At 42.7% G+C, this 14,063-nt stretch carries 11 protein-coding genes, 1 tRNA gene and 1 pseudogene; all 13 read left to right on the plus strand.

Annotated features, from left to right (window positions below; genetic code table 11):
* Positions 1-52: 52 nt before the first annotated feature.
* The 13 genes and pseudogenes from dnaK to RUMTOR_RS03470 all read left to right on the plus strand — a co-directional run bounded on the left by dnaK (position 53) and on the right by RUMTOR_RS03470 (position 14,021).
* A complete protein-coding gene (gene dnaK, locus RUMTOR_RS03410; protein ID WP_004845694.1) occupies positions 53-1,927 on the plus strand; it encodes a molecular chaperone DnaK in 1,875 nt (624 codons plus the stop codon).
* Between the two features lie 123 nt (positions 1,928-2,050).
* The gene (dnaJ, locus tag RUMTOR_RS03415) at positions 2,051-3,244 is read left to right on the plus strand and encodes a molecular chaperone DnaJ (RefSeq protein WP_004845695.1); all 1,194 of its coding nucleotides are present in this window, start codon (positions 2,051-2,053) and stop codon (positions 3,242-3,244) included.
* A gap of 260 nt (positions 3,245-3,504) precedes the next feature.
* Complete coding sequence (locus tag RUMTOR_RS03420; RefSeq protein ID WP_004845696.1) at positions 3,505-4,917, plus strand: amidophosphoribosyltransferase; 1,413 nt, start codon at positions 3,505-3,507, stop codon at positions 4,915-4,917.
* A 129-nt stretch (positions 4,918-5,046) separates the two neighbouring features.
* Positions 5,047-6,282: pseudogene (locus RUMTOR_RS03425) on the plus strand (MATE family efflux transporter); the annotation flags it as partial.
* Between the two features lie 146 nt (positions 6,283-6,428).
* Positions 6,429-7,259 (plus strand): Mrp/NBP35 family ATP-binding protein, encoded by an 831-nt coding sequence (locus tag RUMTOR_RS03430; RefSeq protein WP_004845699.1) that lies wholly within the window; start codon positions 6,429-6,431, stop codon positions 7,257-7,259.
* A gap of 71 nt (positions 7,260-7,330) precedes the next feature.
* On the plus strand, positions 7,331-8,281 hold the full coding sequence (locus tag RUMTOR_RS03435) for an alpha/beta hydrolase (RefSeq protein ID WP_004845700.1): 951 nt from the start codon (positions 7,331-7,333) through the stop codon (positions 8,279-8,281).
* Positions 8,235-9,008, plus strand: a complete 774-nt coding sequence (locus RUMTOR_RS03440; protein WP_009242253.1) for a histidine phosphatase family protein — start codon at positions 8,235-8,237, stop codon at positions 9,006-9,008. Before RUMTOR_RS03435 ends, RUMTOR_RS03440 begins: the two co-directional genes overlap by 47 nt.
* Positions 9,009-9,182: 174 nt before the next feature.
* Positions 9,183-10,817, plus strand: coding sequence for an ABC-F family ATP-binding cassette domain-containing protein (locus RUMTOR_RS03445; protein ID WP_004845702.1), 1,635 nt, complete (start codon positions 9,183-9,185; stop codon positions 10,815-10,817).
* A gap of 93 nt (positions 10,818-10,910) precedes the next feature.
* A tRNA-Ser gene (locus tag RUMTOR_RS03450) sits at positions 10,911-10,996 on the plus strand.
* 189 nt (positions 10,997-11,185) lie between these two features.
* Positions 11,186-11,491: an ArsR/SmtB family transcription factor gene (locus RUMTOR_RS03455; RefSeq protein ID WP_009242252.1), complete on the plus strand. Its 306-nt coding sequence runs from the start codon at positions 11,186-11,188 to the stop codon at positions 11,489-11,491.
* A gap of 53 nt (positions 11,492-11,544) precedes the next feature.
* Positions 11,545-12,582 (plus strand): permease, encoded by a 1,038-nt coding sequence (locus RUMTOR_RS03460; protein ID WP_004845705.1) that lies wholly within the window; start codon positions 11,545-11,547, stop codon positions 12,580-12,582.
* A 16-nt stretch (positions 12,583-12,598) separates the two neighbouring features.
* Positions 12,599-12,934, plus strand: a complete 336-nt coding sequence (locus RUMTOR_RS03465; protein WP_009242250.1) for a thioredoxin family protein — start codon at positions 12,599-12,601, stop codon at positions 12,932-12,934.
* Between the two features lie 223 nt (positions 12,935-13,157).
* The gene (locus tag RUMTOR_RS03470) at positions 13,158-14,021 is read left to right on the plus strand and encodes a patatin-like phospholipase family protein (protein WP_004845708.1); all 864 of its coding nucleotides are present in this window, start codon (positions 13,158-13,160) and stop codon (positions 14,019-14,021) included.
* Positions 14,022-14,063: the final 42 nt, after the last annotated feature.

Below are 14,063 nucleotides of genomic sequence, written 5' to 3' on the forward strand. Positions count from 1 at the left end.
GCAACTTTATTTCAGAATAATAAAAAGCGATAAGAAGCAGGAGGAAAAAATCATGGGAAAAATAATCGGTATTGACCTTGGTACAACAAACAGTTGCGTAGCTGTTATGGAAGGCGGACAGCCGACAGTGATCGCAAACACAGAAGGCGCAAGAACAACGCCGTCAGTCGTAGCGTTTACAAAGACAGGAGAGCGTCTCGTAGGAGAGCCGGCAAAACGTCAGGCAGTTACAAACGCAGACAAAACAATTTCTTCTATCAAAAGAGAGATGGGAAGCGATTTTAAAGTGACGATCGATGAGAAAAAATATTCTCCTCAGGAAATTTCCGCAATGATCCTTCAGAAATTGAAAGCGGATGCAGAAGGTTATTTGGGAGAAAAAGTAACGGAAGCTGTTATTACAGTTCCGGCATACTTCAACGACGCGCAGCGTCAGGCTACAAAAGATGCAGGAAAGATCGCAGGTCTTGATGTAAAACGTATCATCAACGAGCCTACGGCAGCGGCTCTTGCTTACGGCCTGGACAATGAGAAAGAGCAGAAAATCATGGTATACGACCTTGGAGGTGGTACGTTTGACGTTTCCATTATCGAGATCGGCGACGGCGTGATCGAAGTTCTCTCAACAGCAGGAGATAACCGTCTTGGCGGTGATGACTTTGACCAGAAGATTACAGATTATATGCTGGCAGATTTTAAGGCAAAAGAAGGCGTTGACCTTTCAACGGATAAGATGGCTCTTCAAAGATTAAAAGAAGCGGCAGAGAAAGCAAAAAAAGAACTTTCTTCCGCAACAACAACAAATATCAACCTTCCGTTCATTACGGCAACTGCCGAAGGACCGAAACACTTTGATATGAATCTGACAAGAGCAAAATTCGATGAGCTGACAAGAGATCTCGTAGACAGAACGGCAGAGCCGGTAAGACGCGCTCTTTCCGATGCGGGACTTACAGCGGCAGATCTCGGTCAGGTATTGCTTGTAGGCGGATCTACACGTATTCCGGCAGTACAGGAAGAAGTAAAGAGACTGACAGGAAAAGAACCGAGCAAATCTTTGAATCCGGATGAATGTGTTGCTCTTGGAGCTTCTGTTCAGGGAGGAAAACTTGCAGGAGACGCAGGAGCAGGAGATATCCTTCTTCTTGATGTTACACCGCTTTCTCTTTCTATCGAAACAATGGGCGGAGTTGCCACAAGATTGATCGAGAGAAATACAACGATCCCGACAAAGAAAAGCCAGATATTCTCTACAGCGGCAGACAACCAGACAGCGGTAGATATCAATGTCGTACAGGGAGAAAGACAGTTCGCAAAAGATAATAAATCACTCGGACAGTTCAGACTTGACGGAATCCCGCCGGCTCCGCGTGGAATCCCGCAGATCGAAGTTACTTTCGATATTGATGCAAACGGTATCGTCAACGTATCTGCAAAAGATCTCGGAACAGGAAAAGAACAGCATATCACGATCACAGCAGGTTCTAATATGTCAGATTCCGATATTGATAAAGCGGTAAAAGAAGCTGCTGAGTTTGAAGCTCAGGATAAGAAACGTAAAGAGGCGATCGATACAAGAAATGAAGCTGATGCAATGGTATTCCAGACAGAAAAGGCAATCAAGGAAGTCGGCGATAAACTGGATGCCAACGATAAAGCGGCTGTAGAAGCCGATATGCAGGCGTTAAAAGACGTGCTGGCAAAATCAACTCCGGAAAATACATCTGAAGCCGATGTGGCTGAGATCAAAGCTGCGAAGGAAAAACTGATGGAAAGCGCACAGAAACTTTTCACAAAGATGTATGAGCAGGCAGGCGCAGCGGCAGGTGCAGGTGCAGCAGGACCGAATCCAGGTCAGGATGCAGGACCGGCTCCGGAAGGATTCAACGGAGATGATGTCGTAGACGGAGATTATAAAGAAGTTTAAGATATCAGAGGAAACGAGATAAAAGCTTGAAATATCAGGCAAAATGTAAAATAAAAATTCTACGGGATCGTGTAAAAAGCGGTTTCGTAGAATTTTCTTGAGGAAAGGTAGAGTATTCGTATTATGGCAGAGTCAAAGAGAGATTATTACGAGGTGCTCGGCATCGGGAAAGATGCTGATGAGGCGGCGATCAAAAAAGCATACCGTGTACTGGCAAAGAAGTACCATCCCGATATGAACCCGGGGGATGCCGAGGCGGAAAAGAAATTTAAAGAGGCATCAGAAGCATATGCTGTTTTAAGCGATCCTGAAAAACGACAGAAATATGATCAGTTTGGTCACGCGGCATTCGATGGCGGCGCGGGCGGCGCAGGCGGTTTCGGAGGCTTTGACTTTAGCGGTGCGGATTTCAGTGATATTTTCGGCGATATTTTCGGCGACCTGTTCGGCGGCGGAAGACGAGGCGGAAGAAGTAACGGACCGATGCGAGGCGCAAATGTCAGAAAAAGTATAAGAATCACATTTGAGGAAGCGGTTTTCGGATGTGAAAAAGAATTAGATCTTATTTTGAAAGATCCATGTGAAACATGTAATGGAACAGGGGCAAAACCCGGAACATCTCCCGAAACATGCCCGAAATGCGGGGGCCGGGGGCAGGTTGTCTATACATCCCAGTCTTTTTTCGGAACAGTTCAAAATGTGCAGACATGTCCTAACTGCGGAGGCTCCGGTAAAGTGATTAAGGAAAAATGTTCAAAATGCGCAGGAAGCGGATACATTGCAAACCGAAAGAAGATCAAAGTGTCTATCCCGGCAGGAATTGATAACGGCCAGAGCGTTCGTATCAGAGACAAGGGAGAACCGGGAGTAAACGGCGGACCACGGGGAGATCTTCTTGTAGAAGTGAATGTTTCGGCGCATCCGTCGTTAAAACGACAAGATATTCATATTTTCTCTACGCATCCGATTTCATTTGCGGTAGCGGCGCTCGGAGGAGATATTCGTATTCCTACGGTAGACGGAGATGTGATTTATAATGTAAAACCGGGAACGAAAACAGATACAAAAGTGCGCCTTAAAGGAAAAGGAGTTCCGTCTCTTCGTAATCCACAGGCAAGAGGAGATCATTATGTGACGCTTGAGATCCAGACTCCGGAAAGATTAAGTTCGGAGGCGAAAGAAGCGCTGCGAAGATTTGATGAATTGACGGGAAATACACTTCATGAACATGATGAGACAACAGGGAAAGTCGAGAAGAAGAAAAAGAAAGGCTTCATGGAAAAAATGAAAGAGATGAAAGAAGCCTTGGAAGACTAACAGGTAAGAGGATGTCAAAATAAGGCATCCTCTTATTGTATAGACGGAGAAAATGGGAATCGTTTGCAGGGAGAATGATTTTGATGCCAAAGCGGCAAAAATAAAGGAATAGAACTTCTGCTTATATATATCTATAATAAACGATAATAGCAGGCATATGAAAGAAAGTATTGACTTATCGCCGGGAACTCCTTATCCTTTATAAGGTGAAAGATAAATAGCAGAATGAATTTGATAAATTTACAGGAGGCACATAGAAAATGGGTGGATTTTTCGGAGTTGCATCAAAAAAAGACTGTGTATTGGAGTTATTTTACGGCGTGGACTATCATTCTCACCTCGGAACGAGAAGAGGCGGAATGGCTGCGTATGGAAACGGAGAGTTCTGCCGTGCGATCCATAATATAGAAAATGCTCCTTTTCGTACAAAATTTGACAGGGATGTAGATGAGATGAAAGGCAATCTTGGAATCGGATGTATTTCTGATTACGAGCCGCAGCCGCTTCTTATACAGTCGCATCACGGAAGTTTTGCGATCGTTACGGTTGGAAAGATCAATAATGAAGAAGAACTTTTAGAAAAAGTGTTTGAAGAAGGGCATTCCCATTTTCAGGAGATGAGCGGAGGTAAGATCAATGCGACAGAGCTTGTGGCATCTTTGATCTGTAAGAAAGAAACGCTTGTGGAAGGAATCCGTTATGCGCAGGAAACTGTAAACGGCTCTCTTACGCTGCTTCTTATGACGAAAGACGGAATTTATGCGGCGCGTGACAGATATGGAAGAACTCCGGTTGTTGTCGGTAAGAAAGAAGAGGCGTACTGTGTTTCTTTTGAAAATTCAGCGTATATTAATCTCGGTTATGAAGCGTACAAAGAATTAGGGCCGGGAGAGATCGATCTGATTACTCCGGAAAGCGTGGAACAGTTGGTAGCTCCGGGAAAAGAGATGAAGATTTGTTCTTTTTTATGGGTTTATTATGGTTATCCGACTTCCTCTTACGAAGGCGTCAATGTAGAAGAAATGCGTTATAAATGTGGAAGTATGCTTGCAAAGCGCGATGGAGATTCTGTGCATCCTGATATTGTAGCCGGAGTTCCTGATTCTGGGATCGCACATGCGATCGGATATTCTAATGAATCGGGAATACCGTATGCGAGACCGTTTATTAAATATACGCCGACGTGGCCGAGGTCATTTATGCCTACAAGCCAGAGTCAGAGAAATCTGATCGCAAAGATGAAGCTGATTCCGGTGCAGTCTCTGATCGAAGATAAGAAACTGCTTTTGATCGACGATTCTATCGTGCGCGGAACGCAGCTTCGGGAGACGACGGAATTTCTCTATAAGAGCGGAGCGAAAGAAGTGCACGTACGTCCGGCGTGTCCGCCGCTTGTGTACGGTTGTAAGTTTTTGAATTTTTCAAGATCCAAATCAGATCTTGATCTGATCACACGCAGGATCATTCAAGAGGCAGAAGGAGAAAACTGTCCGGCAGAAGTGCTTGCGGAATATGCCGATCCGGACAGCTGCCGTTATGCGAAGATGGTAGAAGAGATTCGGAAGATCCAGAATTTTACGACTCTTCGTTTCCACCGTCTGGATGATCTGATTGCATCGATCGGAATCGATCCGTGTAAAGTGTGTACGTATTGCTTTAACGGAAAAGAATGATCGAAAAACAGCTGCAGAATCATTACAGGGCAGCAAAAGAATAAGTAAAAGGTAGTTTACGGAAAATATCATGCTAAAGAGAGAAAATCATATAGAAATTGACCGGAGAAAGTTTTACAAAACGGTGCTGGCGCTGTTGGAGAAAAAGCTTTATCCGGCGCATCTTTGGCAGGACAGATTCAGTATATTATGACATTGTTCCTGTTCGGTCTGACCTCCGGAGCGACGGTGCTCACGGCTCAGTATTGGGGAAAAGGCGACCGGGATGCGATTGAAAAGATATTAGGAATGGCAGTAAAAGCAGCGGTCTGTGTGACGGCGCTTTTTACTGTGTCGGCTCTTGCGGTACCGGAACTGTTAATGCAGGTATTTACAAACGATCCGGTTGTTGTTTCGGAAGGAGTTAAATACCTGAGAATTGTGGCGTTTACCTATATAATGATGGGAGTTACGCAGGCATATTTGTATATTATGCGGAGTGTGGAACGGGTTGTTGTGGCAACAGTTGTCTATCTTCTGTCTCTTATATGCAATATCATAATGAATGCGATTTTCATTTTTGGTCTGCTCGGACTTCCGAAGATGGGTGTGGCAGGAGCGGCGCTTGGAACTCTTTGCGCCCGTATTCTGGAAGTTGTGCTTGTTGCGATATATGCCCGTTTATTTAACAGGGAGATCAGGCTGAGGTTCAAATATGTGCTTCATACGGATAAAATTCTATTTTCTGATTTTATGCGTTATGCCCTTCCGGTTGTAGTCAATGAAGTTTTATGGGGACTTGGAACGGCGGCGAACACAGCGATACTCGGTCATATGGGAAGCGCGGCTGTGGCGGCAAATTCAGTGGCGCAGGTGGCAAGACAGCTTGCGACAGTTGTATCGTTTGGGTTGTCCAGCGCGGCGGCGATCTATCTTGGAAAGACGATCGGAGAGAAAAAGACAGAGTATGCGAAAGCATATGCAAAACGGTTTCTTATATTGAGCATTATCATGGGAATATTGGGAGGAACTGTGATTCTTGCGGTTTCGCCTTTGGCATCGGCGGCACTGACTTTGAGCGGTACGGCAAAAGAATATTTGAGGATCATGTTTTTTGTTATGTCTTATTTTGTTGTCGGCCAGGCGATTAATACAACGCTTGTCGTGGGGGTGTTCCGTTCGGGCGGCGATACGAGATTCGGATTGATTCTCGATATGACGACGATGTGGTGCTGCTCGATATTGTTCGGTTTTCTTGCGGCATTTGTATTTAAGCTAAGTGTGCCGGTTGTTTATGTGATACTTATGAGTCATGAGATTATTAAAATACCGATCACATATAAACGGTATCGAAGTTATAAATGGCTCAACGATGTGACAAGATAACAGTGGAACGGTTGTAAACAGACGTTAAATGAATATGAATAAATGATTAATAAATGAGAAATGATATTCGGGCAAAATCAGTACAAGATTTTGCCCGAATGTGTTATACTTAGAAAAGAGTAAATTATAGAAAGAGGTAGCAGATCATGCCAGAACAGCAAAATACAAACGGATGTACAGAAGAATCTTGCGCAGGATGCGCACATGCAGATTCATGCAGCAGCAAAAAAGAGGATTTCCGTGAACCGGAAAACAAATATTCATCTATTAAAAAAGTAATCGGTGTAGTCAGCGGAAAGGGCGGTGTCGGTAAATCGCTTGTGACGGCGTCGCTCGCAAGAATGATGAGAGAAAAAGGATATACAGTCGGAATTTTAGATGCGGATATTACAGGTCCGTCTATTCCGAAAATGTACGGAATACATGAGAAAGCAAGAGGAACGGAAGAAGGGATTCTTCCATGTATTGCAAAAGATGAGACAAGAATTATGTCGGTCAATCTTCTCCTGGAAGACGAATCCGCGCCCGTTATTTGGAGAGGTCCGATTATTGCGGGAGTTGTGAAGCAGTTTTGGACAGATGTTATGTGGGGCGATATTGATTATCTGTTTGTAGATATGCCGCCGGGAACAGGAGACGTTCCTTTGACAGTATTTCAGTCGCTTCCGGTAGACGGTGTGGTGATCGTGACATCTCCACAGGATCTTGTACAGATGATCGTGAAAAAAGCGGCGAATATGGCGGAACAGATGAATATTCCGGTACTTGGGATCATAGAAAACTACAGTTATGTAAAATGCCCTGACTGTGGAAAAGAGATTAAAGTGTTCGGAGAAAGTCATGTAGAGGAAGCAGCTCGGGAGATGAACGTTCCGGTGCTTGGCCGTATGCCGATTGATATGAAGCTGGCAGAGGCAGTTGAAAATGAGAAGTTTTACGAAGCGGAGAATCCGTATTTGGCAGATGTCAAGTTATAAGAATCATCCTTGCGCCGGCAAGGTATATTGTTGAAAATGTTTTTGCCGATCGGTATAAAAGAGGTGGAAAAATGATAGGTAAGAGAACGGCAATTTGGAAAAGAGAGGAATATTCGTATGAAAGTGAAGAAAGAGATATTCCTTATGTGATAAGTTATATGCATGAAGACGGGCAGATCCGTCCGGCAATGATCGTTGTGCCGGGCGGAGCCTATCGTCAGGTGTCATCATCGGAAGGCGATATCGTCGCACGAACATTTTATAGGGCCGGATACAATGCGCTTGTACTTACATACAGTGTGAATCCGACATCGGAAGGCAAGCCTTTGCACCTTCAGCCGCTTAGAGATCTGGCCAGAACGGTGCGGCTCGTACGTTATTATGCGAAACAGTGCCGGATCGATCCGGAGAAAGTGGCTGTATGCGGATTTTCGGCAGGCGGGCACTTATGCGGAAGTCTCGGAGTTCATTTTCAGGATATAAAAGAAGAAAATTCTCTTCTTAAAGAAGTTTCATGCAGACCGGATGCGATGATACTCGGTTATCCGGTAATCACTTCGGGAAAGTATAGAAACGAAGATTCGTTTTTAGCTTTGCTCGGAGAAGATTCTGATGAAGAAGAGCGGGAATATCTGTCGGTCGAAAAACATGTGACAGAAGAGATGCCGCCGTGTTTTTTGTGGCATACTCTTGAAGATAAGACCGTTTCGGCGGAAAACGGGTATTTGTTTGCCGAAGCATGCAGGAAGGCGGGCGTACCTTATGCGCATCATGTATTTACGGAAGGGGTACATGGGATGTCTGTCGCCACAGAAGAATGGTTTGAACAAAAACTAAAAGAACGTCCTGATAAATGGACAGAGGAAGAGCAGGCGCATATATATGGCGCATTAGACGAAGTGGGGATGTGGACCGGACTTGCAAAACGATGGTTAAAACGGACGCTTTGCATAAAAGAAAGGCAGGAGATAGACAGTGAGGATTTTATTTATCAGACATGGAGATCCGGATTACATAAATGATACGCTGACGAAAAAAGGACATCGTGAGGCAAAACTGCTTGCCGAACGGGCGGCTGACTTGAATCTCGGAAGCTGTTATGTTTCTCCCCTTGGAAGAGCGAAAGACACGGCGCAGTACTGTCTGGATAAAGTGGGAAAGACCGCACAGACTGTAGAATGGCTGAGAGAATTTCCGGCAAGGATCGATCTGAATCAGGCGGTACATCTTCAAAAGGCTTATCCTACCGCGGAGAAAGAAAATGGTCGGTATGTGCCGAGAATCGTGTGGGATATCGTTCCGTCGTATTGGATGGAACATGGAGAATGTATGGACAGGGATGCGTGGAGAAAATCCGATCTATGCCAAAATTCAGATGCGGTGGAAGTATATGACAGGGTAACTCTTGAGTTTGACAGATTTCTTGCAGAGCATGGATATGTTCGTGAAGGCAGCAGTTATAGAGTGGAGAGAGAATGCACGGAGACCGTGACGTTTTTTTGCCATTTTGGGATTACGTGCGCGTTGTTGTCGCATCTGTGGAATATGTCGCCTTTTTCGGCATGGCAGTATTTTGCGTTTGCTCCGACGTCGGTGACGGAAATAGTGACAGAAGAACGAGAGAAGGGAATCGCTTGTTTTCGGGGGTTGAAGCTGGGAGATGCTTCTCATCTTTATGCGGGAAACGAACCGGTTTCCGTTGCCGCCAGGTTTTGTGAAGTATACAGCGATATGAACAGCAGGCATTGAGAGAACAGCTTAAAATTATAGGAGCTTTCGGAAACAGAAGGCAGGGATTGGGGAAACGTACATGTTTCCTATAAGTCCTTGCCTTTTTCATGGATTATATGTTAATATAGGCGTTGGTGCGTATTAAGCATCACATATCCCGTAAAACGAAGTTTCAAAAAAGGAGATATTGTAATGATCAGTGCAAATAATGTAACTCTGCGCGTGGGAAAAAAAGCGCTTTTTGAAGAAGTAAATATCAAGTTCACAGAGGGAAACTGTTATGGTCTGATCGGCGCTAACGGAGCCGGAAAATCTACGTTTTTGAAGATTTTATCAGGTCAGCTTGAGCCGACGAACGGTGAAGTGGCGATCACTCCGGGAGAGCGTCTTTCTTTCTTACAGCAGGATCATTTTAAATATGATGAATATCCGGTTCTTGATACGGTGATCATGGGGAATGCCCGACTGTATGAGATTATGAAAGAAAAAGAAGCGATTTATGCAAAAGAAGATTTCACGGATGAAGACGGAATAAAGGCAAGTGAACTTGAAGGTGAATTTGCTACGATGAACGGATGGGAAGCTGAATCAGACGCGGCGTCTCTTTTGAATGGTCTTGGAATCGAGACAGATCTTCATTATAAAATGATGAAAGATATGACAGGTCCGCAGAAGGTGAAAGTGCTTCTCGCACAGGCGCTGTTCGGTAATCCGGATATTTTGCTTCTTGACGAGCCGACAAACCACCTTGATCTGGATGCGATTGCGTGGCTTGAGGAGTTTTTGATTAATTTTGAAAATACGGTGATCGTTGTGTCTCATGACCGTTATTTCTTAAATAAAGTATGTACGCAGATCGCAGATATTGATTATGGAAAAATACAGCTTTATGCGGGAAATTATGATTTCTGGTATGAATCAAGTCAGCTTCTTATCCGTCAGATGAAAGAAGCAAATAAGAAAAAAGAAGAGAAGATCAAAGAACTTCAGGACTTTATTTCCCGATTCAGCGCAAATGCTTCAAAATCAAAGCAGGCGACATCGAGAAAGCGCGCCCTTGAGAAAATCCAGCTTGACGAGATCAAACCGTCCAGCAGAAAATACCCGTATATTGATTTTCGTCCGAATCGTGAGATCGGAAACGAAGTGCTTACGGTAGAAGGTCTTTCTAAAACGATCGACGGCGTGAAAGTGCTTGACAATATCAGCTTTACTCTCGGTCACGATGATAAAGTCGCTTTTGTCGGAAGTAATGAAGTCGCAAAGACAGTTCTTTTTAAGATCCTGATCGGAGAGATGGAACCGGACGAAGGAACTTATAAATGGGGAGTGACAACTTCTCAGGCATATTTCCCGAAAGATTTCGGCGGAGAATTTGACAGTGATTATAATATCACAGAATGGCTGACACAGTATTCCGAAGAAAAGGATGTCACATATGTTCGCGGATTCCTCGGAAGAATGCTCTTCTCAGGCGAGGACGGTGTGAAGAAGCTGAAAGTTCTTTCAGGAGGAGAAAAAGTACGCTGCCTTCTTTCTAAGATGATGATTTCAGGAGCAAACGTTCTTCTTCTTGATGAGCCGACAAACCATCTTGACATGGAATCGATCACAGCTCTTAATAATGGACTGATCAAATTCCCGGGAGTTTTACTTTTTACGTCTCGGGATCATCAGATCGTACAGACGACTGCAAACCGTATTATGGAAATCGTTCCGGGTGGGCAACTGATCGACAAGATTACGACATATGACGAGTATCTTGAAAGTGACGAGATGGCAAGAAAGAGACAGACATATACTGTTTCGACTGAGGAAGATGATTAAAGGTTGATTAAATTTGAAATATCCTCTTTCTTTTTGGAAATAATTCTGTTATAATGTAAAAGCTGTGTATGGAAATCATGCACAGCTCTTCATGGAGACGTATCGAAGTGGTCATAACGGGGCGCACTCGAAATGCGTTTGCCCTCCGGGGCACGAGGGTTCGAATCCCTCCGTCTCCGTTTGAAAAATGAAGCCGAGAGTCAGAATGCAGTTGACTCTCGGTTTATTTTATCTTTTTCTTTTTTTGTCTTTGGCAGACAAGAGGAAGAAAAAACACATCAAAATATTTTGATGTGACATGTTGACAAACCACTTTACAAGACTTATGATGTATATATCAAAAATAATTGATGTGAGGAATGACGGCGATGACTGATTTTTCAAAAGACGCAAAAATCTTTAAGGCTCTTTGTGATACAAAAAGGCTTACTATTTTAGATTACTTGAAGAGTGGCGAAAAATGTGCGTGTGTTCTGATTGAAAACATGAACATCGGACAGTCAGCTTTATCTTATCACATGAAAATACTTTGCGATTCCGGCATTGTTCATGCAAGACAAGAGGGAAAATGGACACATTACAGCCTAAGTAAAAGCGGAAGTGAATACGCGTCAAAACGATTGCTAGAATTAACAACGCCAAATACTGAAAATCAATCAAATTGCTGCAAATAAAAGTCATCGAAAGGTGGCTTTTATAAAACTTTATCACATCAAAAATATTTGATATGTTGTATGAAGGAGGGACTTTTTTGGAAGTAGTCAATTCAATATGGTCGTTTTTCCAAGACCAAATATTAGGTATGAAGTGGTTAAATGGTTTAATCGGTAAGGGTCTATCACAACTAGGGCTAGACATTGACAGTCGATTAGGCGGAAGTATTCAATTCTTTTTGTATGACGTAATTAAAATCACAATTTTGTTATGTTTACTGATTTTCTTTATTTCGTATATTCAAAGTTACTTTCCGCCAGAACGAAGTAAGAAAATTTTGGGGCGCTTTCATGGCATAGGAGCAAATATTATATCCGCATTGTTAGGAACAGTTACACCATTTTGTTCCTGTTCGTCTATTCCGCTATTTATAGGTTTTACAAGTGCGGGATTGCCACTGGGCGTAACATTTTCCTTTTTGATTTCTTCCCCTATGGTTGATTTGGGAAGTCTTGTATTGTTAATGAGTATTTTCGGTGCTAAAGTTGCCTTTGCTTATGTGATTGTAGGTTTGATCATTGCTGTCATCGGCGGCACCTTCATTGAAAACTTACATATGGAAAAATATGTAGAAGATTTCGTCAAAAATGCAAGTAGGGTTGATATTAGTTCCCCTGCCTTAACCAAAAAGGACAGAGTTCAATATGCGAAAGAACAAGTGATGGGAACATTCAAAAAAGTATTTCCATACATTTTGATCGGTGTGGGGATTGGAGCAATTATTCATAATTGGATACCTGAAACATGGATTGAAAGTATTTTAGGAAGTAATAACCCGTTCGGTGTTGTTTTAGCTACGCTTGTCGGTATCCCTATGTACGCTGATATTTTCGGAACAATTCCGGTTGCAGAGGCATTACTTGCAAAGGGAGCACAATTAGGTACGATCTTATCATTTATGATGGCAGTAACGACATTAAGCCTGCCGTCTTTAATCATGTTGAAAAAGGCAGTAAAGCCTAAATTATTGACTTTATTTATTGCCATTTGTACGTCGGGTATTATCATTGTAGGTTATCTCTTTAATATTTTTAGTGCGATATTTATTTAAAAGGAGCGAATAAGAAATGAAATTATTTGGAAAGAAAAAAGAAACAAAATCATGCTGTTGTGGTGAAAATTGCACGTCAGAAACAATGCAAAATACAGAAAATAAGAAACAAGAGCAAGGGATCAAAATATTGGGTTCGGGCTGCGTAAAATGTATGGAATTAGAAAAAGCAACCAGAGCGGCAGTATCTGAACTTCGATTAGATTATGAGATTGAACATGTTACAGATTTTGCGGAAATCGCCGGTTACGGAGTAATGACGACACCTGCATTAGTGTTTAACGGCGAAGTTATATCCTATGGGAAAGTATTGACTGTAGAGGAAGTGAAAGCGCTGTTGAGTAAAAAATAAAGCAAAGGAAGGCCGGTAATTTATTTATGAAAAAACCTGAATTATTGTCGGATAAGGCAGGAGAAGCTTCTGGATATGACCTACAACAAAAAGTAAAGATTTTGAAAAGAATTTGAAAAGATTTGTTTAAAAATCAACTTCTGGTTTCACAATAAGGAAAAAAGTTATATAATGTAGAAGTTAAAAGAGGGAAGTAGATTGTAGCAGAAAAGAGGTTATCCATATGACAATAAAGAAGGCAACACTTGTTCTTGAAGGCGGAGCGACAAGAGGAATATTTACTTCGGGAGCGCTTGATTATCTGATGGAGAGAGATCTGTATTTTTCGGATGTGATCGGCGTTTCGGCGGGCTCGTGCAATGCGGTGGACTATGTTTCGCGGCAGCCGGGAAGAACGAGAGACTGTATGATACCGACTGACAAAGAAGGAAAATATTACTATGGGATCAGAGACTTCGTCAAAGAGAAAAGTCTGATGAATATGGATCTGATCTTTGATAAATATCCGAAAGAACTGCTTCCGTTTGATTTCGAGACATATTTTAACTCGGAGATCAACTGTCAGATTGTTACGACAAACTGTCTGACGGGAAAAGCGGAGTATATGACAGAGGATAGTGATAACGACCGTCTGATGAAACTTTGCAGAGCGTCGTCAAGTATGCCTTTGCTTACTCCGATCGTTAATATCGACAATGTTCCGTACCTTGACGGAGGACTGGCGGACTCTGTTCCGATCAGACGGGCACAGCAGATGGAAAATGAAAAGATCGTCGTGATTCTTACGAAAAATCAAGGTTACAGGAAGTCGGTTCTTTCTCCGACGATGCAGAGAGTATATAAAAGAGCGTATAAATCATATCCGAATTTGATCAGGACGATCTTCAGAAGAAGTTTTGAGTATAATAAAACGATGAATTATTTAGATCAGCTTGAAAAACGAGGTGAGATATTTATTCTCAGACCGCAGGTAAAGCCTGTTTCAAGACTTGAGAGAAATAAAGAAACGCTGCATGCATTTTATGAACACGGATATAAGTACACAGAACGAAAGTTTGATGATCTTATGGAATATTTGGAAAAATAAAAGCAGAAATCTTTTTCACGATAAATGAAACGATAGTTTACA

Source organism: [Ruminococcus] torques ATCC 27756 (assembly GCF_000153925.1).
GTDB lineage: Bacteria > Bacillota > Clostridia > Lachnospirales > Lachnospiraceae > Mediterraneibacter > Mediterraneibacter torques.